Here is a 26,435-nt window from a genome sequence, read left to right on the forward strand (position 1 = left end):
CTGGAGCGAACTTATTGCAATGTATTCATTGCGTTGCAGTTCCTGCCAAGGGCCCTTTCGGCCCCACGCAAGACCAGGGAGGAGAACAGGATGCGAGCACGCAGAAGAGCCATGTTGGCCCGAAAAACCAAATGTGCCTGGAGCCCGAGACGCAAGCTCAAGCTGGCCGACATGAAACGCAAGATCTGGCACAGAAACCGCTCCTTCACGCTGCTGATAGCGGAGCACACAGTATAAACCCGGCATCAGCCGGGTTTTTTTATGCCTTGTCAGGCTGCGCTTCAAACAGAACGGTGCGCTTGGAGACCAGGGTGTTGCAGTGGTTGCAAAAATAATCCACCGCGCCGCAAGCCCGAAGCCGCTCCAGCTCCTGCCCGCAGGCAGGACACAGGGCCCGGATGCGATAATGGGCCTGACACTGGCCACACGTCGTCTCGCGGCTGCGGCTGTCCAGTTCACCCTGACAGGCAGGGCAGGTCAGCGTGTTCATTCTCTTCTCGACTCCTCTGTTACGTCACTGTGCACCGGCGTCACTCGCAGCCCCTCCCCCGGTTTGTCTGCCCTGAGGAGGGCCACCAATAAAAACGGCTGCCGGTAAGGGCAGCCGCAGGGCTTTATTTCTTCGCTTTGGCCTTGAGCAGGCGCTTGCGCTGGCGTTCCTGGCTCAGGGTCAGGGTGTTCTTCTTGCCCTCGAACGGGTTGACCGACTCCTGGAACTCCACCCGGATCGGGGTCCCCATGATCTTCAACGACTTGCGGAAGTAGTTGATGAGGTAGCGCTTGTAGGAGTCAGGCAGGTCGTTCAACTGGTTGCCGTGGATCACGATGCGCGGCGGGTTGTAACCACCGGCGTGGGCATACTTCAGCTTGACCCGGCGACCGTTCACCATGGGCGGCTGGTGATCTTCCTGTGCCATCTGCATGATGCGGGTCAGCATGGCGGTGCTGGTGCGGCGAGTCGCGGACTCGTAAGCCTCGTTGATGGATTCGAACAGGTGACCGACGCCACTGCCGTGCAAGGCGGAGATGAAGTGCACCCGGGCGAAGTCGATGAAGCCCAGGCGTCTGTCCAGCTCGTTCTTGACGTCCTCTTTCACCTTCTGATCCAGGCCGTCCCACTTGTTGACCACCAGTACCACGGAGCGGCCGCTGTTGAGCACGAAGCCGAGGATGCTCAAGTCCTGATCCGTGACGGTCTCCCGGGCGTCAATGACCAGCAGGCAGACGTTGGCATCTTCAATCGCCTTGAGCGTCTTGATGACGGAGAACTTCTCCACCGTCTCGTGCACCTTGCCACGGCGACGCACGCCGGCGGTGTCGATGACCACGTATTTCTGATCGTCGCGCTCCATGGGGATGTAGACGGAGTCGCGGGTGGTACCCGGCATGTCGTAGACGATGACCCGATCTTCACCCAGCATGCGGTTGGTCAGGGTGGATTTGCCAACGTTGGGGCGACCGACGATAGCAAATTTGATGGGCAGGTCGGCGAACGGCGTCTCCTTGGTGTCTTCCCGGGTGTCGAGCTCACCAGCGGCCACCATGCGCAGCAGGGCCTCTTCGTCGAACTCCTCCAGCTCCTCTTCCTCTTGTGCCTCGGTGGCAGAGCCGACCAGGGTCTCGAGGTGAGGGGCTAGGGCCAGCTCCAGCAGGCTCAGTACGCCACGGCCGTGGGCGGCCGCCATCTGGTAGACCTCGCCCAGGGCCAGACCGTAGAACTCGGACACCGCGGAGTCACCGTCGATGCCGTCGGTCTTGTTGGCCACCAGAAACACCTTCTTGTGGGTCTTGCGCAGGTGCTCGGCGATGGCCTGATCCGCCGCGGTGAGACCGGCACGGGCATCCACCATGAAGAGCACCACATCGGCCTCTTCGATGGCCAGCAGGGACTGCTCGGCCATCTTCAGCTCGATCCCCTCCTCGGTGCCATCGATACCGCCGGTATCGACCACGATAAATTCCAGCTCGCCCAGCTTCGCCTGGCCATATTTGCGGTCCCGGGTCAGGCCGGGGAAGTCGGCAACCAGGGCATCCCGGGTACGGGTCAGGCGGTTAAACAGGGTGGATTTCCCCACGTTGGGGCGGCCCACCAGGGCAACTACAGGAGTCATAAAAGCCTCATTCTCAAGACGACAAAGGCTCCGGGTCCGAAGACCAGGAGCCGGATATTCACATTATCGGACGATCAAGGACGCTTGAGGGCGTACAACTTGCCGTCACGGCTCTGCACATACAGGGTGTCACCCTCCACCAGCGGAGCGGCATAGAGACCACTGCTGTCGAGCTGCTGCATGGCCTTGATGATCCCGTCGGTACGGTCCAGCCAATACAGGTAACCTTCCACATCTCCGACCACCACATAGTCACCCAGGATGACGGGGGCGGTCACGGTGCGGTTTTCCAGCTGGGTGTTGGACCACAGCTCGAGACCGTTGCGACGATCGACCGCAAACAGATGGCTGCGGCTGTCGGTCAGCACGATGGCATTGCCGGTCACCGCCATGTCGCGATAACCGGAATACTTGCGTTTCCACACTTCGTCGCCGCTCATCAGCTTGCGCGCCATCAACTGGCCGTTGTAGGCGATGGCGTAGAGCTCATCACCGGCAATCAGCGGGCTGGCATCGACGTCCACCATCCGATCCAGTTCGGTGGCGCCGCGCGGGTCAGCCACCTTGGATTGACGCACCGGCTGGCCGTTGCTCAGCAGGGCGATGCCCACCTTGCCATCGGCGCGGCCATAGATGACGGCACCGTTGGTGATGATGGGGGCACCGGCACTGCGCAGGGTCAGGGGCGGCTGCTCTTCGGACAGGGTCCACTGCAGCTTGCCTTCGTCGGTATCGAGCGCCACCAGGCGACCGGAGGTGGTCAGCACCACCACGCGGCCATCCTCGACGGCGGGGCTCGCCACCACTTCCCCAGGAACCGTGGTCTGCCACAGCACTTCGCCGTTGGCCTCGTTCAGGGCGTAGACCACCCCGTTTTCGGACCCGAGGAACAGCTTGCCGTAGCGGGAGACCAGACCACCGGAGAGACGGGCGCTGCGCTTGTCGGCGTTGATGGGCAGATCTGCCAGATCCACGCTCCACAGCTCCTTGCCGCTCTCGCGCTCGAAGGCGGTCACATCGCCATCGCGGGCCGCTGCATAGATGCGGTCCTCTTCCACCACCGGCTTGAGCTGGGAGTAGAAGTCGCCGATGCCATCCCCGACCGAGGAGGACCAGGCGGTATCGGCAGTGAACGCGGACTCGACCTTGGGCAGGGGCGCCATGGGGTTGAGATCCTCTTCCGAACTGAACAGGGAGCAGCCCTGCAAGGCGAAGGAGACAGCCACCCCCAGCGCCATTCGCTTGTACAGATTACGCATCCGGTGCCTCGCCCGCAGTGACGGCTGGCAGCGCCAGATCATCCATCTTCAGCTTGAGTTCGGCGCTGCTCTGCAGGCCGCCAGCATCCGCCGCCGCCTGATAGGCATCGCGCGCTTCTTCGGCCTTGCCCTGCTTTTGCAGGATATCGCCGCGCACTTCCGCCACCTGGGCCTTGAAGGCGTCGTTGTTGATCTTGCCAAGCTGGGCCAGGGCCTCGTCAGCCTTGCCCTGATCGCTCAGGACCCGTGCCAGACGCAGGGCGGCGATGGGCTTGATGCTGTCGTCGCCACTGGCGGCCACCTGGGTCAGCTGCTCGGCAGCCAGATCCAGCTTGCCCGCCTTGACGGCGGCCGCGGCCAGTTGCAGGGCGGCCAGCTCGGCATAGGCGTCACCCTTGTGAGCGGTAATGAAGCTCTTTGCCTGCTCCAGGGCGGCGTCGTCCCCCTTGGCGAGCTGGGCGGTCATCTCGTTGTAAGCCTGGGAGGCGGCTTCCTGGTTGTTCTGCTGCATCTCGTTGTAGTAGCGCCAGCCAAAGAGGCCGACCAGACCGATCACGGTCCCGGCGATCACCGAGGTGCCGTTCTCTTTCCACCAGTTCTTGATGACCTCAACCTGTTGTTCTTCAGTGGTATACACTTCCACAGCTTACTCTCCTTTCGCTGCCAGCAGGGCGATGGCGGCATCGACCGAGACGGTCTGTTGCTCGGCCTGGCCACGCAGATATTTGATGGTGATCTCCCCGCTTTGCACCTCGGTCTCCCCAAGGATCAGGGCAATGGCCGCGCCGCTCTTGTCGGCACGCTTGAGTTGTTTCTTGAAATTGCCGCCGCCGCAGTGGCTCATGAGGCGCAAGTCCGGCAGGGCATCGCGCAGGCGCTCTGCCAGGGCAAAGCCAGCCTGTTCGGTCCCCTCACCCACCATGCAGAGATAGACATCCACCGCCGGGCGGATGTCAGCATTGAGCTCGAGGGTTTCAAGCATCAGCACCAGACGCTCCATGCCCATGGCAAAGCCCACCGCCGGGGTCGGCTGGCCACCGAGCTGCTCCACCAGGCCGTCGTAGCGACCACCGGCACAGACGGTGCCCTGGGCACCCAGGCTGTTGGTCACCCACTCGAACACGGTCAGGTTGTAGTAGTCGAGGCCGCGCACCAGACGCTCGTTCACCTCGAACTGGATGCCGGCCGCCGTGAGCAGGCGCTTGAGCCCTTCGAAATGAGCCAGGCTCTCTTCGCCCAGGTGATCGAACAGACGGGGCGCCCCCACCAGGATGGCCTGCACTTTTTCGTCTTTGGAGTCGAGCACCCGCAGGGGGTTGCTGTACATGCGGCGCTGGCTCTCTTCGTCCAGCTCGCTCTTGTACTGTTCCAGATAGGCGACCAGGGCATCGCGATAGGCGGCACGTTCGCTGCTCTGGCCGAGGGTGTTGAGCTGCAAGGTGACGTGATCGCTGATGCCGAACAGACGCCACAGGCGGTGAGTCAGCATGATGAGCTCGGCATCGATGTCCGGCCCGTTGATGCCGAACAGCTCGACCCCGAACTGGTGGAACTGGCGATAGCGACCTTTCTGGGGACGCTCGTGACGGAACATGGGGCCCATGTACCACATCCGGCGTTCCTGGTTGTAAAGCAGACCGTGCTCGATGCCGGCACGCACGCAACTGGCGGTCCCTTCCGGACGCAGGCTCAGGCTGTCGCCGTTGCGGTCTTCAAAGGTGTACATCTCTTTTTCGACCACGTCGGTCACTTCACCGATGGCGCGCTTAAACAGATGGGTCTGCTCGACGATGGGCATGCGCACTTCGCTGTAGCCATAGCTGGCCACGACCTGGCGCAGGATCTGTTCTACTTTCTGCCATACCGGGCTCTGCTCCGGCAGGCAATCATTCATACCGCGAATAGCTTGGATCTGTTTTGCCACGTTGATACTCGAGAAAAAGAGGTAAAATTTGGCCGCATTATAGGGATTTTCGACCCCGAGGTAAAATCGGGTGCCCGGATGCGGGATGTAAAATCAACAACCTAAAGCCGGGGCCACCCCAGGTGGCCCCGTCATGGTTCAACCTTTGTCCACCTGGATCTGGTTGGCCGGATCCAGCATGGCGGCCCGGGCACGGATGCGACGCTCCAGAGTCGGGATCAAATCCTTGTTGTCGAGCCGGTCGACCCGCTGGCCCCCCTCGTAGAAGGCACTCTTGTTGGCGGCGCCCGCAAGGCCGAGATCGGAGACCAGCGCCTCCCCCGGACCGTTCACCACACAGCCGATGATGGAGACATCCATCGGGGTGATGATGTCTTCGAGCCGCTCTTCCAGGGCGTTGACTGTGCCGATGACGTCGAACTCCTGACGGGAGCAGGAGGGACAGGCGATGAAGTTGATGCCGCGGGAACGGATGCGCAGGGATTTGAGGATGTCGAAGCCCACCTTCACCTCTTCCACCGGATCGGCGGCCAGGGAGATGCGCAGGGTGTCGCCAATCCCTTCGCTCAGCAACATGCCAAGGCCAATGGCGGACTTGACCGCGCCGGCGCGAAAACCGCCCGCTTCCGTGATGCCCAGATGCAGGGGTTGATCGATCTGCTTGGCCAGCAGGCGATAGGCACCGACCGCCAGGAAGACATCGGACGCCTTGACGCTCACCTTGAAGTTCTGGAAGTCGAGGCGATCCAGGTAATCCACGTGGCGCATGGCGGACTCCAGCAGCGCCTCCGGGGTCGGCTCGCCGTATTTCTCCTGGAGATCACGCTCAAGGGAACCGCCGTTGACGCCGATGCGGATGGGGATGTTGTAGTGACGGGCGCAATCCACCACCGCACGCACCCGCTCTTCGTTGCCGATGTTGCCCGGGTTGATGCGCAGGCAGTCGGCCCCGTACTCGGCCACTTTGAGGGCGATGCGGTAGTCGAAGTGGATGTCGGCCACGATGGGGATGCGGGTCTGCTGCTTGATGAGCTTGAACGCTTCCGCCGCCTCCATGGTGGGGACGGAGACCCGGACGATGTCGGCGCCGACCCGCTCGATCCGCTGGATCTGCTCGACGGTAGCGGCCACGTCCGTGGTCTTGGTGTTGGTCATGGTCTGTACCGTGATGGGGGCATCGCCCCCAACCGGCACGTTGCCGACCATGATCTGTCTGGATTTGCGACGAACGATGGGTGATTCGTGTGCGGGCTTTTCGTGAACAGACATGGCGGACTGATTACTCCTGCGGCAGTGAGAAGCGGGCAGTCCGGCCGTTGTTGTAACGGCTCATGTCGAAGGACTTGCCCTGATATTCGAGATTGACCGCCATGGGCGCGCCAATGATGAATCTGAGTGGCTCGGGTCCTTCCAGTACCAGTTCGTCGTTCGCCTTCTTCAGACCGCTGAACAGGGTCTTGCCGTTGGCATCCTTGACGTCCAGCCAGCAATCGGCGGTGAAGCTCATCTTGAGCTGGGGCGCCTTGGCGGGCTCGGTGGTCGTGCTCTCGGCAGTCGAGACCGCACCGGAAACGTTCGTCGGGACGGCTGCGCTGGCATCCGTAGCGACCACAGGCAGGGTCGCGGTGGCACCGCTCACCACAACCTGGGTGGACACGGCATCGGACGCTGCGGGCAGCACGGGCTCGGCGACCTCCACGGCGGGGGCAACATTCGCTTCCGGCGTATTGACGGTCGCGCTCATCTCGGTCGCCGCCAGGGCGTCGTCACCGGCAGAGCGGCGCGCCGTGCTCTGCCACCACCAGGCGACGGAGAGCCCGATCAGCACCAGGATCACCAGCCAGGTCACCACCTTGAGCCGGCTGTCATTGGCCTGCTGGCGGGAGCGACGGGAGAAGCTCTGCATGTCGATGTTGTCGGGGGGAGTCAGTCCCAGCTTCTCGTAGGCGGCGAGGATGGTCTCCTCGGGGATGCCCACGAGCTTGGCATAGGCTCGCAGATAGCCACGAATGAAGGTATGGGACGTGTGCTTGTCATAGGTATCCGCTTCGATGGCGGCGATCAGGGTCAGACGAAGGTGAATGCGGGACGCAACCTGTTCCCGGGTCCAGCCGAGCTGTTCACGGGCGTTGCGCAGCAGCTGGCCTGGGCCCGCAGCCTGGGAGTCGTCTTGGAAATCGTGTGGCTGTTCAGTAGTCATTGGCTAAGTAACGCTTGGCTTGTTGCGAAGTGGGATATTGCCTTACCAGCTCAGTCCCGAATTGGTGAAGTAATGCCGGTTTGTCCATGGCCTGGGCCAGCCGCAGCCGGAGCCAGAGGCTCTCCTCGTTCTCCTCTGCCACATCGGCAAAGCGCGCGAGGTAAGACTGGACATCAGGAAGCTTGCCATCTTTCATGGAAAGCTCGGCCATGTCCAGCAATAACCTAGGATTGCGGGGATTATACCCCAAGGCCAGACGATAATACTCGCCAGCCTTGTCATTTCTGTGATTTTGCATCGAGCAGAGCGCCGCATTCTCGTAGGTATCGGCGATCTTCACGTAATCGGGCTGGCTGACGGCCTGCAAGAACGCCTTTTCCGCTTCGTCGAAGCGGCCACGGTTGCAGAGGAAGGCGCCATAGTTGTTCATCGCGTCAGCATTGGACGGATCCATGGCCAGCGCTTTCTTGTAGCTCGCCTCGGCGGCCTTGAAATCCGACACCTGCTGGTAGAAATAGGCAAAACCGATGTAGACCTGAGGATTGTTGGGATCGTACTGAAGGGCGCGGTCGAGGTTGAATTTGGCCTGCTCGGCATTGCCCTGGCGCAGATACTGGATACCCAGATCGAGACGAGTCAGGGCGGCAGCCTTGAGGTCGGGACCCACTTCACGCTGGGTCGAATTCTGGCCAGCGTAAGTGGTCTCTGTGACACAGCCTGGCAGCGCACAGAGCGCTGCCACTACGATCAATGTACGGATATCCATTTCCTGTCTATACAATGGCTTAGGAGTTAAACCATTTTGACGGAAATCCCATCCTGTTGCATCCGATTTTTCATGGTGCGCTTGGTGCGGTCGATCACCTCCCCCACCAGCTGCCCACAGGCGGCGTCGATGTCGTCACCACGGGTCTTGCGCACGATGACGGTCAGGCCGTATTCCATCAACACCTTGGAGAAACGGTCGATACGGCTGTTGCTCGGCTTGCCAAACGGGTTGCCCGGGAAGGGGTTGAACGGGATCAGGTTGATCTTGCAAGGGGTTTCCTTGAGGACCTTGGCCAGCTCATGGGCATGCTGCATGTCGTCGTTGATGTGATCGAGCAGCACATACTCCACGGTCACCCGGCCGCCGTTGGCGTTGGACTTGGCCAGATAGCGGCGTACCCCGGCAAGGAAGGACTCGATGTTGTACTTGTCGTTGATCGGCATGATCTCGGAGCGAAGCGCATCGTTCGGCGCATGCAGGGAGATGGCCAGGGCAACGTCGATCTGGTCCCCCAGCATATCCAGCGCCGGCACCACACCGGAGGTGGAGAGAGTGACGCGGCGCTTGGAGATGCTGAAGCCGAAGTCATCCATCATCAGTTTCATGGCCGGTACCACGTTGGCGAGGTTGAGCAGCGGCTCACCCATGCCCATCATCACCACGTTGGTGATGGGGCGCTTGCCGCCCACCACTTTGGCGGCACGCCACACTTGGCCGATGATCTCGGAGACTTTCAGGTTGCGGTTGAACCCTTGCTGGGCGGTGGAGCAGAAGGTACAGGCCAGGGCGCAGCCCACCTGGGAGGAGACGCACAGGGTAGCGCGGTCCGCTTCCGGAATGTAGACGGTCTCCACCTCCTGATCGCCCACCTGCAGCGCCCATTTGATGGTGCCATCGGCGGAGCGCTGTTCACGGCTGATCTCGGGGGCACGGATCTCGGCAATGGCCTTGAGCCGCTCGCGCAGCGCCTTGTTGACGTTGCTCATCTGATCGAAATCATCACAACCGAAGTGATAGATCCACTTCATTATCTGGTCTGCCCGGAACGGCTTCTCGCCCAACTCGACGAAGAAGGCACGCATGGCATCCCGGTCGAGATCCAGCAGGTTGGTTTTTGTTTCGCTCATCAGGGGCCTCAGCTCACACACTTCATAAATTATCGGCTGACCTACGTCAGGGGGCGGCATTGTACAAATAATGGGTCTGGCTTTCCACCTGGAGAATAAGTGGATATTGGCAGGATGACCAAAAAACAAAAGGGAGCCGAAGCTCCCTTGGTCACCAGCAGACAACATCAGCCGCGCGGGCAGATCTCGTCGTCGGAGAAGAAGTAGGCGATTTCACGGGCGGCAGAGGCCGGGGCATCGGAGCCATGGACGGCGTTGCGATCGATGCTCTCGGCGTAGCAGGCGCGCAGGGTGCCGGCCAGTGCCTCTTTCGGGTTGGTGGCGCCCATGATTTCACGGTGACGGCGGATGGCGTCTTCACCTTCCAGCACCTGTACCATGACGGGGCCAGAGGTCATGAAACCGACCAGAGCATCATAAAACGGCTTGCCCTGGTGCTCGGCGTAGAAACCGGCGGCCTGTTCGCTGGTCAGGTGCAGCATCTTGGCGGCGATGACTTTCAGGCCGGCGCTTTCGAAGCGGCTGTAAATGGCACCAATCAGGTTCTTGCTGACCGCATCCGGCTTGACGATGGAGAAGGTACGTTCGATAGCCATTGAGTTCTTTCCTTAACTACAGAGTTTTATTGTAGGAATCCATGTTCGGCGGCGATTATACGTAAACAAAAAACGAAATAACACACAAAAAATCAACTTTTTGTTAAACAAAAGAATCCTTGAAACAACATGGTGACTCATCTTGTGCCAGGGCAGAGAGAAAAAATGTGCGCTTGCGCACGATCGGCATGCTAATGCCTCAAAACCGTATCAATTGCTCAGCAAAGCAGCACTGGAAAGGGCACCCTAAGGTGCCCTTGTGATGCCGCTCACTGACTCAGCGCGTCTCCGCCAGCAGGGTATGGGCGATGGTGCGCATCCCCAGGGTATTGGCCCCGGGCGCCCACAGACTATCGCCGTTCTCGCTGAAGCAGGCGGCGAGATCGACATGCAGCCACCCTCTTCCCTCATCAGGGACAAAGCGGGAGAGGAAGCCTGCCGCATTGGAGGCCCCCCCCGGTCCGCCGCCCGGCACGGGGCGGCTGTTGGCGGTGTCGGCATAGTGGGACGGGCACTGCTGGCGATGCCAGGGCTCCAGCGGCAGCGGCCATGCTGGCTCCTGCTCCGCATCCGAATAGGCCATGGCGCGGCTCACCAGCCCCTTGTCCAGTCCAAACAGGGCGTTGTAACGCCCTCCCAGCGCCATCACGGCCGCCCCGGTGAGGGTGGCAGCGTCGATGATGAGCGGCGCACCAGACTCGCCGGCCAATTGCAAGCCGTCGGCCAGGATCAGACGCCCTTCGGCGTCGGTATTGACCACCTCCACCGTGGTGCCGTTCTTGTAGGTGAGGATGTCACCCAGCTTGTAGGCATGGCCGGATACCAGGTTCTCGGCGCAGCAGAGGATGAGCTTCACCCGCTTGTCGAGGCCACGCAGAATGGCCAGCGCCAGCGCGCCGGTGACGATGGCGGCACCGCCCATGTCGTGTTTCATGGTCAGCATGCCCTGGGAGGTCTTCATGGAGTAGCCGCCGGAATCGAAGGTGATCCCCTTGCCCACCAGGGCGGCCGCTACCGGCGCCTTGGGATCCTTGCCCGGATTAAAATCCAGCTCCAGCATCACGGGCTCGCGGTCACTGCCACGACCCACTTGATAGAGACCGACCCAGCCCGCCTGTTGCAGCGCCTCTCCCTTGAGGATGCGATGGCTGATCCGGTCCGGTGCCAGCTCGGTGAGGAAGGCAGCAGCTTCGACCGCCAGCTCCAGCGGCCCCAGCTGCTCCGGGGTGGCGTTGGTCATCTCCCGCACCCAGCGCCCGCACAGCCAGCGCGCCTCCAGCTCCTCCCTGTCCTCCTCGGACGAAGTGGCCCACTGCAACCCCACTTCCGCCTTGGGCGTCTGCAGCCCCTGGGCAAAGGCCCACTGCTGCTCCCGCTCCCAGTGGCCAGCCAGGACCACCTGCTGGATCCCCTGGCTACACAGGCGCCGCGCCGCCTGCTGGATATCCAGCAAGGGAGTGGCGCTCACCAGATGGATCACCATGCCGTCGGCACGGTGGGAGAGCAGTGCCCCCTCCCCCCACTCGGCCGGTGCAAACTCTCGGCTCAACCAGACGTTCATGCGCACACCTCCTGCAACCAGCGGGCAATCGTGCGAAGACCATGGCCCTTGGCCCCGGTCGCCCAGAGCTCATTGCCCGACTTCTGATAGGAAGCGGCCAGGTCCAAGTGCACCCAGCCCTTGCCTTCGTCACGGACGAAGCGCGACAGGAACGCCGCTGCCGTGGTGGCGCCGGCAGTACCTTCTGCGGACGCCACATTGCCCAGCTCGGCAAAGGCCGAGGTGAGCTGGCCTGCGTGCCAAGGTTCGAGCGGCAGCGGCCAGGCCTTCTCGTTTTCGGCGTTGGCGGCAGCCAGCGCGCGCACCTGCTCCGCCTCATCGAGGGCAAACACGGCATTGTAGTCGCGGCCCAGCGCTGTCTTGGCGGCGCCGGTCAGGGTGGCAGCGTCGAGGATGTAGGCAGCCCCGCTTTCGCTGGCGGCCAGCAGGCCGTCTGCCAGCACCAGGCGACCTTCCGCGTCGGTATTCTGGATCTCGACCGAGATGCCGTTGCGATAAGTGAGGATGTCGCCGAGCTTGAAGGCGTGGCCGGAGACCAGGTTCTCGGCGCAGCAGAGGATGAGCTTGACCCGCTTGTTCAGGCCACGGCTGATGGCCAGCGCCAGGGCGCCGGTCACCATGGCGGCGCCGCCCATATCGGACTTCATCGGCAGCATGTTGTCGGAGGACTTCATGGAGTAGCCGCCGGAATCGAAGGTGATCCCCTTGCCCACCAGCGCCGCGACCACGGGGGCGTTGGCATCCCCGGTAGGGTTGTAGTCGAGCTCCAGCAGCACCGGCTCGCGCTCGCTGCCACGGCCCACCGACCAGATCCCGATATGACCCGATTCACGCAAGGTTTCGCCAGCGGTGATGCGGGCGGTCACCTTGTCACCGCCGAGGCTGCGAATGAGCAGCAGAGCGGACTCCGCCAGGCTCATGGGGTAGATGGCTTCCGGGCAGCCGTTGGTCACCTCGCGCACCCAGTGGGTCGCCTTGAGCAAGGCGGCGAGTTCGGCCGCTTCCTGCTCGCTCTGTTCACCAAAATCGAGCTCGCGAACCCCCTTGGCGGCATAGAAGCCCTGGGCAAAGGCGTAACGACGCTCCCCATTCCACCCCTCGCCCACCAGTTTGATGCGCTTGATGCCGCTCGACTCGAGGCGTCTGGCCCCACGCTGGATAGCGCGCAGCGCCTCCTTCTCCTGGCCAGCGGCCAGATGGAGATGGGCCTCGTCCCCGTTGAAACTGAGCAGGGCACCCTCGCCCCAGTGGGCGGCGGCAGCCTGGGACGACAACCTTACGTTCATCATGTCAGCCATGTTCTCTTGCTTCCTTTTTATTGGCACTTTCATCAACGAATAGGGAAATCACGGGCACAAAAAAGGCCGCTCCCTCAAGGGTCACGGCCTTCACCATATCATTACTGCACCATGAGATGCTGCACGCGCAATTCACTCATGTGTAATTAAGGGGTCATCAGTGGCGCTCGGACGCCAGATTCAGGGTGTACTTGGGCAGTTCCACCACCAGATCCTCGTCCGCCAGTCTGGCCTGGCAGCTGAGACGGGATTCCGGCTCCAGCCCCCACGCCTTGTCCAGCATGTCGTCTTCCAGCTCGTCGCTCGGCTCGAGGGAGTCGAACCCTTCCCGCACCACGCAGTGGCAGGTAGTACACGCACAGGACTTCTCGCAGGCGTGCTCGATCTCGATGCCATTGCGCAGCGCGATATCCAGAATGGTTTCACCGGTCGCACCTTCGAGGGCCGCGCCGTCCGGACAGAGCTCAGGATGGGGCAGAATAATCAGTTTTGGCATATCACACCTTGTTGACGTTTTGTCCGGTCAGCACCTTGCGGATGGAGGCATCCATCCGGCGGGCTGCAAATTCGCCACTGGCAGCGTCCGCCGCCTCGATGGCCTCTTTGATCTGGTTGGTGGTGCCCGTGCTGCGCATGGTCAGCAGATGGGCGATAGCGGCATCCAGCTCGGCCCGTTCGGCGGGGCTCAATAAAGCCTCGCCATCGGCTGCCAGGGCGGCGTTGAGACTCTCGACCACCCGGTCGGCCTCGACCTGCTGCTCCGCCAGCATGCGGGCGTCCATGTCCTGCTGGGCATTGGCGATGGAAGCGCTCAGCATGTTGAGGATGTCATCTTCCCCCAGCCCGTAGGAGGGCTTGACCTGGATCTCGGCCTGCACGCCGGAGGATTTTTCCATGGCGCTGACCGACAGCAGACCGTCCGCATCCACCTGGAAGGTGACGCGAATGTGGGCGGCGCCGGCCGCCATGGGCGGAATGCCGGTCAGGGTGAAGCGGGCCAGGGAGCGGCAATCCGCCACCAGCTCGCGCTCCCCCTGCACCACGTGGATGGCCATTGCGGTCTGGCCATCCTTGAAGGTGGTGAACTCCTGGGCGCGGGCCACCGGAATGGTGGTATTGCGCGGGATCACCTTCTCGGCGAGGCCGCCCATGGTCTCCAGACCCAGGGAAAGCGGGATGACGTCCAGCAGCAGCATCTCGGCGTCGGGCTTGTTGCCCACCAGGATGTCGGCCTGGATGGCGGCACCGATGGCCACCACCTTGTCAGGGTCGATGCTGGTCAAGGGGGTGCGGCCGAAGAACTCGCCCACCCGCTCGCGCACCAGCGGCACCCGGGTCGAGCCACCGACCATCACCACTTCCAGCACCTCTTCCTGCTCAAGACCCGCATCGCGCAGGGCGCGCCGACAGGCCTGCAGGGTGCGCTTGACCAGGGGCTGGATCAGCTCGTCAAACTGGCTGCGGGTGACGGTACCCTGCCAGCCGGCAAAGGTGCAGGCAACGGCATCGGCATCGGTGAGGCCGTGCTTGATGCTGGCCGCCGCATCCAGCAACTCGCGCTGGGTACGGGCATCGAGCTGACCGGACAACCCGGCTTGCTCTTTGAGCCAGTCAGCCAGCAGATGGTCAAAATCGTCACCACCGAGTGCCGAGTCGCCGCCGGTGGCCATCACCTCAAACACCCCGCGATGCAGGCGCAGGATGGAGATATCGAAGGTTCCGCCACCCAGGTCATAGACGGCGATCACCCCTTCCTGACCGGAGTCGAGGCCATAGGCGATCGCGGCCGCCGTGGGTTCGTTGAGCAACCGCAGTACGTGCAGACCGGCCAATCTGGCCGCGTCCTTGGTACCCTGACGCTGGGCATCGTCAAAATAGGCGGGCACCGTGATGACCACGCCGTCGAGGTCTCCCCCGAGGGACGCGGCACCGCGCTCGGCCAGTTTTTTCAGGATCTCGGCCGAGACCTGCACCGGATTGACCAGCCCCTGGCGGGTCCGCAACTGGGGCATGCCCGTCTCGGTAGCCACGAACTCGTAAGGCTGCTGGCGGGTATCGATGTCGGCCAGCCCCTTGCCCATCATCCGCTTGACCGAGACGATGGTGTTGTGGGGATCGAGGGCCGCCTCACGTTTGGCATCGAAGCCAACCCGGATGGTATCGGCCTGGTAATGGACCACGGAAGGCAGCAGATCACGCCCCTGCTCGTCACAGAGGGTGTCGGCCTGGCCGCTGCGCACGGCGGCGACCAGGGAGTTGGTGGTGCCAAGATCGATGCCGACGGCACGTTTATGCTGGTGAGGTGCGGCGCTCTGGCCTGGCTCGGCAATTTGCAGTAATGCCATGGGTAATCACAATTCCTGCGTTAGAGGGTCAAGACTCGAACAGCGAGTCTTCGAATCGTTCCAGCTCCTCGAGGAGCTTGTCGACAAATTTGAGCTTGCGAACGCAATCCGCCGCCTGCAGATCCTCACCCCTGGTGAGAGAGTCGGTCAGCCGTTGCATCAACGCCTGGTGATCATGCCTGATCTCCTGGCGAAAATCCTTGATGGCCCCCTCAGGGTCGGCGTCGCCCTTGAGATCAGCCAGCCGCTCTCGCCACTCCAGCTGTTGCATCAGAAAGGCAGGATCTTGCAGTGTCTGCTGCTCGCCGCGAATATCGGTGCCCCGCAAGGAGAGCAGATACTCGGCTCGGCGCAAGGGGGCCTTGAGGGTGGTAAACGCATCGTTGATCTGGGCAGCACGCTGCACGGCAGCAAGCTGCTCCCGCTCGGGGGCAGTCGCAAAACGATCGGGATGGAACTGGGTCTGCAGCTGACGATAGGTGTCAGCCAGTTGGCGAGTATCGAGCTCGAAGCCCTCAGCCAGCCCGAACAGCTCGAAATGATTCATCCTTCGTCCTCAGACAATAGCGCTGGGAGTGCAACCACACTCGTCTTGAACTTGAAAGCAGTGGCATGGACTGGCGTCCACACCACTGTGTTGATGAGCAAGGTGTTGATCACAAGATACTCGCCGCAACAGGGCTCACCCTTGTGGCTGCGAGGCGTTGCAAACATGGGCGATCGGTCAATCGAACCACTTACACGCTGAAGCTTTCGCCACAACCACATTCGCCCTTGGCATTCGGGTTGTTGAACTGGAAGCCCTCGTTGAGGCCTTCCTTCACGAAGTCCAGCTCGGTGCCATCCAGGTGGATCAGGCTCTTGGCATCCACGATGATCTTGACGCCTTTCTGCTCGAACACCTGATCCTCGGCAGCCAGCTCATCCACGAACTCGAGCACATAGGCAAGGCCAGAACAGCCGGTCGTCTTGACGCCGAGGCGCAGGCCGATACCCTTGCCCCGGTTGATCATGAAGGAGGAAACCCGCGCCGCTGCGGCATCTGTCATGGTTATGGCCATACTGCTCTCCGGACCTTAAAGACCTTTCTTCTGCTTGTAATCGGCGATGGCGGCCTTGATGGCATCCTCCGCCAGAATGGAGCAGTGGATCTTCACCGGCGGCAGCGCCAGCTCTTCGGCGATGTCGGTGTTCTTGATACCGGCCGCTTCGTCCAGGGTCTTGCCCTTGACCCACTCGGTCACCAGGGAGCTGGAGGCGATGGCGGAACCACAGCCGTAGGTCTTGAACTTGGCATCTTCGATGATGCCATCGTCGCTGATCTTCAGTTGCAGCTTCATGACGTCACCACAGGCCGGTGCACCGACCATGCCGGTGGCGACGCTGGGATCGTTCTTGTCAAAACCACCGACGTTGCGGGGATTCTCGTAGTGGTCGATTACTTTTTCACTGTAAGCCATATCTAACTCCTGCTAATTCCGTTGTTCACCAGACCCTTGCCATGCTGGCAAGGATCAGTGATGTGCCCATTCGACCGTGTTCAGATCGACGCCATCCTTGAACATCTCCCACAGGGGGGACATCTCGCGCAGACGACCGATGGAGTCGCAGATGAGCTTGATTGCGTAGTCGATCTCTTCTTCGGTGGTGAAGCGACCGATGCTGAAACGGATGGAGCTGTGTGCCAACTCGTCGTTCAGACCCAGGGCGCGCAGCACGTAGGAAGGTTCCAGGCTGGCCGAGGTACAGGCAGAACCGGAAGAGACCGCCAGATCCTTCAGTGCCATGATGAGGGACTCCCCTTCCACATAGGCGAAGCTGACGTTCAGGTTACCCGGTACACGCTGATCCAGATCCCCGTTGATATAGACTTCTTCGATGTTCTTGATGCCATCCCACAGACGCTGGCGCAGGGCCATGATGTGCTGGCTCTCGCTCGCCATCTCTTCCTTGGCGATGCGGAAGGCTTCCCCCATGCCGACGATCTGGTGGGTTGCCAGGGTACCGGAGCGCATGCCGCGCTCGTGGCCACCGCCGTGCATTTGGGCTTCCAGACGAACACGGGGCTTGCGGCGCACATACAGGGCGCCAATGCCTTTCGGGCCGTATACCTTGTGGGCGGACATGGAGAGCAGATCAACCTTGAGCGCTTCCACGTCGACCGGGATCTTGCCCACGCTCTGGACGGCGTCCACGTGCAGCAGGATCTTGCGGGAACGGCACAGCTCGCCGATAGCAGCAATGTCTTGCACCACCCCGATCTCGTTGTTGGCGTGCATGATGCTGACCAGGATGGTGTCATCACGCAGGGCGCCTTCGATCTGCTCTAGAGTGAACAGGCCATTGGGCATGGGCTCGAGGTAGGTCACCTCATAGCCTTCCCGCTCAAGTTGGCGGCAGGTATCCAGCACGGCTTTGTGCTCGGTCTTGGAGGTGACGATGTGCTTGCCCTTGCCGGCGTAGAAATGGGCGATGCCCTTGATGGCCAGGTTGTTGGACTCGGTCGCACCGGAGGTAAAGACGATCTCGCGCGGGTCCGCGCCGATCAGCTCTGCCACTTGATTACGGGCCAGATCCACCGCCTCTTCGGCCTGCCAGCCGAAACGGTGGGAACGGGAGGCTGGGTTGCCGAACAGGCCGTCCATGGTGAGGCACTGCATCATTTTTTCTGCGACACGCGGGTCCACCGGACAGGTTGCCGAATAATCAAGGTAAATAGGCAGTTTCATCTTTTTCTCCGTTACGACGGGGTCACACAGCGACTCGTCGTGGAAAGCACGTTTATAGTTGGACTTTCAAGCTCACATCACCGCGTTCGGCCCGATCAACCAGGGACAACACGGTCTTCATTTGTTCATCTTGCTTGCCGGCGATACGGCGCACATCGGCCTGACCAACCAGCTCGGCCAGGGTGATATCCCCCAGGAAACTGGAGATGCGTTCGCTCAGATCCCGCCACAAGGAGTGGGTCAGGCACTGGGTACCACCGTGGCAGCCCCCTTTGCCGAGGCACTTGGTCGCATCGACCGATTCATCGACCGCTGTGATCACCTGACCGACCGAAATCTCGCCAGGGGCCAGACCGAGGCGATAGCCGCCACCGGGGCCACGTACGCTGCTCACCAGACCATGTTTGCGCAGACGAGCAAACAGTTGTTCCAGATAGGACAAGGAGATGCCCTGGCGCTCTGAAATATCAGCCAGGGGCACAGGCCCCTGCTCTGCATGCAACGCCACGTCGAGCATGGCTGTCACCGCGTAACGTCCTTTTGAGGTCAGTCTCATATGCCTTACCGTCTTGCGAACCAATCAATATGTGGCATATGGTCACATACCCGACTAAATCAGTCAAGTATATGCTTGAGTAAATCAGTCGGGATTAATCCTGTGCCCTGGACTTCTGGACAGAGGTGAGAATGCCCCGCAGGATGTTCAACTCCACCGCTTCGGGTCTGGCCCGATTGAACAGACGACGCAGTTTGCTCATCACATGGCCTGGGTGGTCATCGGCAATGAATCCCGTCTTTTGCAACGTCTGCTCCAGATGCTGATAAAACCCTTCCAGTTGCTGGGCGCTGGGGTACTCGACCCGCTCATCCTCCGGCTCCTGGTTCTGTACTTCCAGCCAGCGCATCCGCACCTCGTAACAAAGGGTCTGCACTGCCATGGCCAGATTGAGGGAGCTGTATTCTGGATTGGCGGGAATGGCCACATGGAAGTGGCATTTTTGCAGTTCGTCATTGGTGAGGCCGGTGCGTTCACGGCCAAACACCAGCGCGACCGGGTGCTCCATGCCCTCGGCAACCAGCTTCTCGCCCGCTTCACGGGGATCCAGCATGGGCCAGCTCAAGGTGCGGGAACGGGCACTGGTACCGATGACCAGACCACAGTCGGCAATGGCCTCGTCCAGGGTCGGCACGATTCGGGCGCGAGCCAGGATATCGCTGGCCCCCGCCGCCAGGGCGACGGCCTCCTCATCCGGCTGGGCCTGGGGATCGACCAGCACCAGTTGAGTCAGTCCCATGGTCTTCATGGCCCGCGCCGCGGATCCCATGTTGCCGGTGTGAGAGGTGTTTACCAACACGATACGAATCTGATCCAACATGCCCAGTCAATCTTCAGTCAAAAATGGCGCACAATTGTAACATAACCAATCGCTATTTTGGCACCGCTTCCAACCAGGCATTTCTGCACAAACAGGCAGATGACGCCTCCCCACCCTGCGTGGTCACGCTGACAGTGGGGTACTGCGGCTAAAGTTCGCCTGTTCGCAGCACTCGGGCTCAGCTCATTGTCGCGGCAGTGGGCACGTGCGTCTCGCGGGCACGCTCGATAAAGGTCGCCAGATCCATCAGGGGGTATTTCATCAATCCCAGCCCGTCCAGATCCAGGCTGTCCATCAGATTTTTCACCTCCAGGCCCAACTCTGTATCCCCCTCTATCTTCAGCCGGCGCTGGAAGAAGAGGGAATCCGGGTCTTCACGGCGCCCGGCGATCAGAACAAGATCCTGGCTATTGCCGCTGAAACAGACATCGGCGTGCTCACACTTCCTCGCCACTACCAATTTGCCCTCCTGCTCGCTGATAAACCAGCATAGCCCCAGATCGCTGACTTCCACTTTCAGCCACTTGCCCGTAAGAAACGCAAATTCCCCCTCTTCGATGGCCTCCCGGAATACCCTGCCCAGCAGGGCCTCCATCAGGTTTTGTTGCAGCGGGAAGGGCACCAGCTTGAGGGGGTGGCGCAAGAGACGGGGTGCCTGTTCGACCAGGCGACGTTGCAGATGTTGAAACACGATAAACTCCCAGTTTTTTGCGCATTCAAGCACAGCCCCTTCGGCAAGATCCTGTTGAAAATCAAACTTGTGCCCACTTACCTCAAGAAGGGTAAAGCCACCTAAAGCTGCCTCAGGTCAAAAAGCGGGAGGGCAAGCATGAATACAATCGGGCCACTTTTGCATTTTTGCCCTCTCGGAGCGTACCCGATGGAATTACTCTGCCCGGCAGGCAGCCTGCCGGCACTGAAGACAGCCGTGGATAACGGGGCCGATGCGGTCTACATCGGCTTCAAGGATGACACCAATGCCCGCCACTTCGCCGGGCTCAACTTCACCGACAGCAAGCTGGAAAGAGCGGTTGACTATGTCCACCAGCATGGCCGCAAGCTGCACATCGCCATCAATACCTTTGCCCACCCGGGCTCCGATGCCCGTTGGAAGCAGGCCGTGGACAAAGGGGTGGCGCTCGGTGCCGATGCCCTGATCATCGCCGATCTCGCCGTGCTCGATTATGCCAGCCGCCGCCATCCCGACATGGAGCTGCATGTCTCGGTCCAGGCCAGCGCCACCAACGCCGCTGCCATCCGCTTCTACCAGCAGCACTTCAACGTCGGCCGGGTGGTGCTGCCGAGGGTGCTCTCCATGCATCAGGTCAGGCAGCTGGCCCGCGAGACTGACGTCGGCCTCGAGGTGTTCGCCTTCGGCAGCCTCTGCATCATGGCGGAGGGGCGCTGCTACCTCTCCTCCTACATGACCGGCGAGAGCCCCAACACCGTCGGTGCCTGTTCACCGGCCAAGTTCGTGCGCTGGGAAGAGACCCCGAGCGGCCTCGAATCCCGCCTCAACGAGGTGCTGATCGATCGTTACGGCCCGGGGGAAAATGCCGGCTACCCGACCCTGTGCAAGGGCCGCTTCGAGGTGGATGGCCAGACCTATCACGCGCTGGAGGAGCCCACCAGCCTCAACACCCTCGGCCTTCTGCCCGAGCTGTTCCAGACCGGCATCCAGTCAGTCAAGATCGAGGGACGCCAGCGCAGCCCCGCCTATGTGGAGCAGGTGACCCGGGTCTGGCGCGCCGCCATCGACGCCTATCAGGCCAACCCCGAGGCCTATCAGGTCAAGGCTGAGTGGGATGCCCAGCTCGCCCGTGTCTCCGAGGGGAGCCAGACCACCCTCGGTGCCTATCATCGCCAGTGGCAATAAGGAGCCCTGTTCATGAAATTCTCTCTCGGCCCCCTGCTCTTCTACTGGCCCAAGGCCGACACCCAGGCCTTCTATCAGGCGGCCGCCGCCAGCCAGGCCGACATCGTCTATCTGGGAGAAACCGTCTGCAGCAAGCGGCGCGAACTGAAAGTGGATGACTGGATTGCCCTCGCCAGTCAGGTGGCAGGCTCCGGCAGGCAGGCGGTGCTCTCCACGCTGGCGCTGATCTCTGCCCCCTCCGAGCTAAAGGAGGTCAAGCGACTGATCGACAACGGCGAGCTGATGATCGAGGCCAACGATCTGGGGGCCGTCCAGCTCGCCAGTGAAGCCGGGCTGCCGTTCGTCTGCGGCCCCGCCATCAACGCCTACAACGCCGACGTGCTGCGCATGCTGCTTAAACAGGGGATGCAGCGCTGGGTGATGCCGGTGGAGCTCTCCCGCGACTGGCTGATGCAGCTCAATCAGGATCTGGGCAGGGAGCGCCAGCAGTTCGAGGTGGAGGTGTTCGCCTATGGTCATCTGCCGCTCGCCTACTCGGCACGCTGCTTCACCGCCCGCTCCCTCAACCGGCCCAAGGACAACTGCGAACTGGCCTGCATCGACTACCCCACCGGGCGACTTGCCAGCAGTCGCGAGGGGCAGAAGGTGTTCAACCTCAACGGCATCCAGACCCAGTCCGGTTACTGCTACAACCTGGGCAACGAGCTCAAGGGGATGGAGGGCCTGGTGGATGTGGTGCGCCTCTCGCCCGAAGGCATGGAGACCCTGACGATGCTGGAGCGCTTCAAGGCCAACGAACAGGGGATGGCCCCCCTGCTCTTGCTGCAGGAGCGGGACTGCAACGGTTACTGGCGCAAGATCCCCGGCATGAGCCTGGTGGAGTAGCGACACACCCCGTGTCACCAGACAGCAAAAAGGCCTCGTCAAGAGGCCTTTTTCGTGGGGATCAAACCCGTTTAGTCACGCTTTGCCGCTCTTGCCCTGGGCTCCGGGTGGCTGGGGCTTGCGCGCCATCAGTTCCAGCTCCAGCAAGGCATAGCGATGCTCGATGAAGTCATAGACGTTGTTGGCCAGCGCCAGCTTGAAGTAGCTGATGGCTTCCTTGCGGTTACCCTTGGCCAGCTCGAACTTGCCGAGGTAGAAGTAGGTCTCGCACAGGCGCTCGGCGAGCTCCCTGTTGTCCTTGACCCCTTTCACCACGTTGCTCATCAACTGGGTGGCATTGATGTCGCCCGTATAGAGGCGCACCAGATCCCAGTTCCAGGCGTCGTCGTCATACTTGTTGAGCCGCTCGCGCATCCGGCTCATGGCCGCCGGTCCGTTGAGCTTCTGCTCGGCCAGATAGAGCCAGATCACCCGATAAGGGTCTTCTGGTTGCGCCTCGTAGAAGCGCTTCATATCCGCCGCGGCAAGCTCGGGGCGATTGCCGTAATAGAGCGCGATTCCCCGGTTGAGATAGGCGTAGTCGTAATCCGGGGCGAGCTCCAGGGCGGAGTCGAACGCCTCATAGGCCTCGTCGTAGTTCTGCTGTTGAACCAGATAGACACCGATGAAGTTGTAGGCCTCGGCAAAATCCGGCTTCTCCCGCAGGGCGCGGTTGAAGTCAAGTCGCGCCAGGGAACGCAAGCCCACCCGGTCAAACACCACTGCACGCTCATAGAAGAGTTCTGCCCGCTGTTCGGTCGTCAATTCCATTTCACTGAGCATCTGCCCGAGTCGCGCCAACGCCAACTCGCTCTGGTAGGAGACCTGCAAGGGGGTCGCCAATACCAGTGAAGCGGGTTGCGGCTTGGGAACTTGAGGCGCTTTTACCTGACTGCTACTGCTGCAACCCCACAAGGGGAGCAACAACAGGATACCCGTGAGGTATCCAATCCCTATCCTGACGTTCAATGAACACTCCGACGCTTACGCTTGACCCCGCATATGGTAAAGATCACGGGGCCGTTTGTCATGTGGCGCAGCCCCTCTCCCTCAAATAAATCAGGATTCGACAGGGTATCCGGCATCGCTCCAGCCGCGAAAGCCTCCATCGACGCTGACGACCCGGGAATAACCCATCTTCTGCAGGTTATCCGCCACCAGGATGGAGCGAAATCCCCCACCACAATAGAGGTAGAGTTCGGTGTCGGGATCCGGATACCGGGTCTCGATGTCACGCTCTATCACCCCGCGCCCGAGATAGGTGGCCCCCGGCAGATGGCCCCTGGCCCACTCGCTCTCTTCGCGCACGTCGATCAGATGAAATGCTCGGCCCTCATCCTGCCAGCGCTTGATCTGATGCACATCGGTTTCCTGCACCTGCGGGCGGATGGCCTCTACCAGGGCCAGAAAACGGGGATTGTGTTGCATGGGCTTGCTCCTTGCTTTGGGTAATGGATGCTGGGTTGTGGGGAGCATCATGACTCACCCCGGCCACAAGAGAAAGGGCGCCTTGCGGCGCCCTTGTCTGTTACGGCAGGATCTCTTGCTGATCCGCGCCCTCTTTTTCCACCTGGGTCGGCAGCATGTGCTCCCGCTTGATCCCGAGGAACATGGCTGAGGCGCTCGCCACATAGATGGAGGAGTAGGTCCCGAAGGCCACCCCGATCACCATGGCGATGGAGAAACCGTGGATCAGAGGCCCCCCCTTGAGCAGCAGCGCCACCACCACCACGAAGGTCAACCCCGAGGTGATGATGGTCCGGCTCAGGGTCTCGGTCATGGAGAGATCCATGATCTCCGCGGTGTCCCCACGGCGTACCTTGCGGAAATTCTCCCGCACCCGGTCGAACACAACGATGGTGTCGTTCAGGGAGTACCCCACCAGCGTCATCAGCGCCGCCAGCACGGTCAGGTCGAACTCGTACTGGAAGTAGGCAAAGATGCCGAGGGTGATGATCACGTCGTGAGCCAGGGAGAGGATGCCCCCCGTGGCCAGACGCCACTCGAAGCGCACCGCCACGTAGATCAGGATACAGAGGATGGAGGCCAGCATGGCCAGGGCACCGTCGGTGGCCAGCTCGTCACCCACGGAGGGACCGACGAACTCGACACGCTTGAGCACGGCGCTCTCGTCGACCAGCTTGGCGGCCGCCAGGACCTCGTTGCCCTGCTGCTCGACCTTGACGCCCTCTTGGGGGGCCATGCGCACCAGCACATCACGGCTGGAGCCGAAGAACTGCAGGGTCGCCCCGTCAATCTTCTGCTGATCCAGCGCCTCGTGCATCTTGTCCAAGCTCACCGACTGCTGGAACCCCACCTCGATGGTGGTACCGCCGGTGAAGTCCAGCCCCCAGTTCAGGCCACGATCGTACAGAACGTAGAGGGCGAGCACCGTTACCAGAGCAGAGAGGACCATACCCAGCTTGGCGAAACGCATGAAGGGGATGGGCTTTTCAAAATGTAGAATTTGAAACATGTCTCTTCCTTAGATCGGCAGCTTGTCGATGCGCCGTCCACCCCAGGCCAGGTTGATGATGGCGCGGGATACCGTGATGGCAGTGAACATGGACGCCGTCAGGCCGATCCCGAGGGTCAGGGCGAAGCCCTTGATGGCACCGGTACCGATACCGAACAGGATCACGCAGGTGATGAGCGAGGTGACGTTGGAGTCGGCGATGGTGGAGAAGGCGCGATCAAAGCCCAGGTGAATGGCTTGCTGCACCCCGCGACCATTGCGGATCTCTTCACGAATACGCTCGTAGATCAGCACGTTCGCATCCACCGCCATGCCCAGCGTCAACACGATACCGGCGATGCCCGGCAGGGTCATGGTGGCCCCCGGGATCATCGACATGATACCTACGATGAGCACCAGGTTCATGGTCAGCGCCAGATTGGCCACCCAGCCGAAGGCACGGTAGTAGATCCCCATGAAGAGCACGATCACCAGCATGGCCCAGCCGATGGCTTCCATCCCGCTGTCGATGTTCTGCTGACCCAGGCTCGGCCCTATGGTGCGCTCTTCGACGATCTGGATGGGGGCAATCAGGGCACCGGCACGCAGCAGCAGCGCCAGGTTGTGGGCTTCGTTGGCGTTGTCGATCCCGGTGATGCGGAACTGGCTACCCAGGCGAGACTGGATGGTGGCGACGTTGATCACCTCCTCCTGCTTGCGGAACTTGCGCTTGCCGTCCGGACCAGGCTGACCCACCGGCTTGTACTCGATGAAGACGGTCGCCATCCCCTTGCCAACGTTGTCCTTGGTAAAGTTGGCCATCTTGTTGCCACCCTGACCATCGAGCTTGATGTTGACCTGGGGACGGCTGTATTCATCGAAACCGGACTGGGCACCCACGATGTGGTCACCGGTCAGGATCACGCGCTTTTGCAGTACCACGGGACGACCGTTGCGATCGTTGTAGACCTTGGAGCTCGGCGGCACGCGGCCTGCGGCAGCGGCCTGGATATCGGCAGCCTCATCGACCATGTGGAACTCCAGGGTCGCGGTGGCACCCAGGATCTCCTTGGCACGGGCGGTGTCCTGGATCCCCGGCAACTCGACGATGATACGCTCACCGCCCTGCTGCTGGACCAGCGGCTCGGCCACACCCAGTTCGTTCACCCGGTTGCGGATGATGGTGATGTTCTGCTCGAGGGCATACTTCTTCACCTCTTTGACCTTGGCTTCGCTCAGACTGGCCAGCAGGATGAAGTCATCCCCTTTCTGGTCGGTGGTGAAGACAAGATCCGCATTCTGGCGACGCAGGAAGGAGAGTGCCTTGGCCTGATCGGCCTCGTCACGGAAGACCACCTGCACCTGATCCCCGACCCGGCGCACACCGGAGTAGCGGATCTTCTGGGTGCGCAGTTCGGCGCGGAAATCCTGCACCATCTGTTCCTGCTGCTTGGCCAGCGCTTCGGCCATGTCCACTTCCATCAGGAAGTGCACACCGCCCCGCAGGTCAAGACCGAGCTTCAGGGGCGCCGCGCCGATGGCCTCAAGCCAGGCGGGGGTGGACGGAGCCAGGTTGAGGGCGGTGATGAAATTGTCGCCCAGCTTGTTGGCCACGATGTCGCGCGCCTTGAGCTGGTCTTCGGTGTTGTTGAAACGGATCAGGATGAAGCCGTGCTCGAACGCCGCATGCTTGACCGGGATCTTCGCCTCGTCGAGGGTTTCCTTCACCTGATCGAGGGTTTCTAGTTTGACTTCGGCACCACGGCTGGCAGAGACCTGCAAGGCCGGGTCTTCGCCGTAAAGATTGGGGGCTGCATATAGAAAACCGATGGCGATCACGACGATCACCATCAGGTATTTCCACAGCGGATAGCGATTTAACACG

At 61.4% G+C, this 26,435-nt stretch carries 27 protein-coding genes; 2 read left to right on the plus strand and 25 right to left on the minus strand.

The features are described 5' to 3' along the window. Window positions 1–259: 259 nt before the first annotated feature. The 21 genes from C2U37_RS21570 to ubiT form a co-directional block, all read right to left on the minus strand. The gene (locus C2U37_RS21570; protein ID WP_104453031.1) at window positions 260–490 is read right to left on the minus strand and encodes a zinc ribbon domain-containing protein; all 231 of its coding nucleotides are present in this window, start codon (window positions 488–490) and stop codon (window positions 260–262) included. Between the two features lie 124 nt (window positions 491–614). Continuing rightward, entirely contained in the window at window positions 615–2,111 is a 1,497-nt protein-coding gene (der, locus tag C2U37_RS21575; protein WP_104453032.1) for a ribosome biogenesis GTPase Der, read from the minus strand. Between the two features lie 74 nt (window positions 2,112–2,185). Next, complete coding sequence (gene bamB, locus C2U37_RS21580) at window positions 2,186–3,370, minus strand: outer membrane protein assembly factor BamB (RefSeq protein ID WP_104453033.1); 1,185 nt, start codon at window positions 3,368–3,370, stop codon at window positions 2,186–2,188. After that, window positions 3,363–4,013, minus strand: a complete 651-nt coding sequence (locus C2U37_RS21585; protein WP_010675047.1) for a YfgM family protein — start codon at window positions 4,011–4,013, stop codon at window positions 3,363–3,365. The genes bamB and C2U37_RS21585 overlap by 8 nt, the downstream gene beginning before the upstream one ends. 3 nt (window positions 4,014–4,016) lie before the next feature. Continuing rightward, on the minus strand, window positions 4,017–5,294 hold the full coding sequence (hisS, locus tag C2U37_RS21590; RefSeq protein ID WP_042016650.1) for a histidine--tRNA ligase: 1,278 nt from the start codon (window positions 5,292–5,294) through the stop codon (window positions 4,017–4,019). 138 nt (window positions 5,295–5,432) lie between these two features. Then, window positions 5,433–6,563: a flavodoxin-dependent (E)-4-hydroxy-3-methylbut-2-enyl-diphosphate synthase gene (gene ispG, locus C2U37_RS21595; RefSeq protein ID WP_010675049.1), complete on the minus strand. Its 1,131-nt coding sequence runs from the start codon at window positions 6,561–6,563 to the stop codon at window positions 5,433–5,435. Window positions 6,564–6,573: 10 nt separating this feature from the next. Continuing rightward, window positions 6,574–7,494, minus strand: a complete 921-nt coding sequence (locus C2U37_RS21600) for a RodZ domain-containing protein (RefSeq protein ID WP_039038722.1) — start codon at window positions 7,492–7,494, stop codon at window positions 6,574–6,576. After that, on the minus strand, window positions 7,484–8,275 hold the full coding sequence (gene tapF / locus C2U37_RS21605; protein WP_104453034.1) for a PilW family type IVa pilus biogenesis/stability lipoprotein TapF: 792 nt from the start codon (window positions 8,273–8,275) through the stop codon (window positions 7,484–7,486). The genes C2U37_RS21600 and tapF overlap by 11 nt, the downstream gene beginning before the upstream one ends. 11 nt (window positions 8,276–8,286) lie before the next feature. Further along, on the minus strand, window positions 8,287–9,390 hold the full coding sequence (locus C2U37_RS21610; RefSeq protein WP_039038724.1) for a bifunctional tRNA (adenosine(37)-C2)-methyltransferase TrmG/ribosomal RNA large subunit methyltransferase RlmN: 1,104 nt from the start codon (window positions 9,388–9,390) through the stop codon (window positions 8,287–8,289). A gap of 167 nt (window positions 9,391–9,557) precedes the next feature. After that, entirely contained in the window at window positions 9,558–9,986 is a 429-nt protein-coding gene (ndk, locus tag C2U37_RS21615; RefSeq protein WP_042016652.1) for a nucleoside-diphosphate kinase, read from the minus strand. 277 nt (window positions 9,987–10,263) lie between these two features. Next, entirely contained in the window at window positions 10,264–11,547 is a 1,284-nt protein-coding gene (gene pepB / locus C2U37_RS21620; RefSeq protein ID WP_041213015.1) for an aminopeptidase PepB, read from the minus strand. Continuing rightward, the gene (gene pepB, locus C2U37_RS21625; RefSeq protein WP_041213016.1) at window positions 11,544–12,845 is read right to left on the minus strand and encodes an aminopeptidase PepB; all 1,302 of its coding nucleotides are present in this window, start codon (window positions 12,843–12,845) and stop codon (window positions 11,544–11,546) included. The genes pepB (C2U37_RS21620) and pepB (C2U37_RS21625) overlap by 4 nt, the downstream gene beginning before the upstream one ends. Window positions 12,846–13,002: 157 nt before the next feature. After that, complete coding sequence (fdx, locus tag C2U37_RS21630) at window positions 13,003–13,341, minus strand: ISC system 2Fe-2S type ferredoxin (RefSeq protein WP_005299781.1); 339 nt, start codon at window positions 13,339–13,341, stop codon at window positions 13,003–13,005. Between the two features lies 1 nt (window position 13,342). Beyond that, window positions 13,343–15,190: a Fe-S protein assembly chaperone HscA gene (hscA, locus tag C2U37_RS21635; protein ID WP_104453035.1), complete on the minus strand. Its 1,848-nt coding sequence runs from the start codon at window positions 15,188–15,190 to the stop codon at window positions 13,343–13,345. A gap of 28 nt (window positions 15,191–15,218) precedes the next feature. Next, window positions 15,219–15,737, minus strand: a complete 519-nt coding sequence (hscB, locus tag C2U37_RS21640) for a co-chaperone HscB (protein ID WP_010675057.1) — start codon at window positions 15,735–15,737, stop codon at window positions 15,219–15,221. Between the two features lie 190 nt (window positions 15,738–15,927). Beyond that, entirely contained in the window at window positions 15,928–16,251 is a 324-nt protein-coding gene (iscA, locus tag C2U37_RS21645) for an iron-sulfur cluster assembly protein IscA (RefSeq protein WP_010675058.1), read from the minus strand. 15 nt (window positions 16,252–16,266) lie between these two features. Continuing rightward, window positions 16,267–16,650: a Fe-S cluster assembly scaffold IscU gene (gene iscU / locus C2U37_RS21650; RefSeq protein WP_010675059.1), complete on the minus strand. Its 384-nt coding sequence runs from the start codon at window positions 16,648–16,650 to the stop codon at window positions 16,267–16,269. Between the two features lie 54 nt (window positions 16,651–16,704). After that, window positions 16,705–17,919, minus strand: a complete 1,215-nt coding sequence (locus C2U37_RS21655; protein WP_010675060.1) for an IscS subfamily cysteine desulfurase — start codon at window positions 17,917–17,919, stop codon at window positions 16,705–16,707. Window positions 17,920–17,971: 52 nt separating this feature from the next. Continuing rightward, the gene (gene iscR, locus C2U37_RS21660; RefSeq protein WP_025327241.1) at window positions 17,972–18,475 is read right to left on the minus strand and encodes a Fe-S cluster assembly transcriptional regulator IscR; all 504 of its coding nucleotides are present in this window, start codon (window positions 18,473–18,475) and stop codon (window positions 17,972–17,974) included. A gap of 94 nt (window positions 18,476–18,569) precedes the next feature. Beyond that, the gene (gene trmJ, locus C2U37_RS21665; RefSeq protein WP_042880722.1) at window positions 18,570–19,295 is read right to left on the minus strand and encodes a tRNA (cytosine(32)/uridine(32)-2'-O)-methyltransferase TrmJ; all 726 of its coding nucleotides are present in this window, start codon (window positions 19,293–19,295) and stop codon (window positions 18,570–18,572) included. A 178-nt stretch (window positions 19,296–19,473) separates the two neighbouring features. Further along, window positions 19,474–19,986, minus strand: coding sequence for a ubiquinone anaerobic biosynthesis accessory factor UbiT (ubiT, locus tag C2U37_RS21670; protein WP_104453299.1), 513 nt, complete (start codon window positions 19,984–19,986; stop codon window positions 19,474–19,476). A 189-nt stretch (window positions 19,987–20,175) separates the two neighbouring features. On the opposite strand from ubiT, the gene ubiU reads away from it, so the two are divergent. Together ubiU and C2U37_RS21680 are read left to right on the plus strand one after the other, a co-directional pair. After that, complete coding sequence (ubiU, locus tag C2U37_RS21675; RefSeq protein WP_010675064.1) at window positions 20,176–21,171, plus strand: ubiquinone anaerobic biosynthesis protein UbiU; 996 nt, start codon at window positions 20,176–20,178, stop codon at window positions 21,169–21,171. 12 nt (window positions 21,172–21,183) lie between these two features. Next, the gene (locus C2U37_RS21680; protein WP_104453036.1) at window positions 21,184–22,056 is read left to right on the plus strand and encodes a U32 family peptidase; all 873 of its coding nucleotides are present in this window, start codon (window positions 21,184–21,186) and stop codon (window positions 22,054–22,056) included. A gap of 75 nt (window positions 22,057–22,131) precedes the next feature. Here C2U37_RS21680 and nlpI read toward each other — a convergent pair whose 3' ends face one another. The 4 genes from nlpI to secD form a co-directional block, all read right to left on the minus strand. Continuing rightward, window positions 22,132–23,064 (minus strand): lipoprotein NlpI, encoded by a 933-nt coding sequence (gene nlpI, locus C2U37_RS21685; RefSeq protein WP_280520777.1) that lies wholly within the window; start codon window positions 23,062–23,064, stop codon window positions 22,132–22,134. Window positions 23,065–23,154: 90 nt separating this feature from the next. Then, window positions 23,155–23,523, minus strand: a complete 369-nt coding sequence (locus C2U37_RS21690; RefSeq protein WP_039038735.1) for a rhodanese-like domain-containing protein — start codon at window positions 23,521–23,523, stop codon at window positions 23,155–23,157. 100 nt (window positions 23,524–23,623) lie between these two features. Then, a complete protein-coding gene (gene secF, locus C2U37_RS21695; RefSeq protein ID WP_039038736.1) occupies window positions 23,624–24,571 on the minus strand; it encodes a protein translocase subunit SecF in 948 nt (315 codons plus the stop codon). 9 nt (window positions 24,572–24,580) lie between these two features. Beyond that, entirely contained in the window at window positions 24,581–26,434 is a 1,854-nt protein-coding gene (gene secD, locus C2U37_RS21700) for a protein translocase subunit SecD (RefSeq protein ID WP_039038737.1), read from the minus strand. Window position 26,435 lies beyond the last annotated feature (1 nt).

Source organism: Aeromonas sp. ASNIH1 (genome assembly GCF_002934285.1).
GTDB lineage: Bacteria > Pseudomonadota > Gammaproteobacteria > Enterobacterales > Aeromonadaceae > Aeromonas > Aeromonas caviae.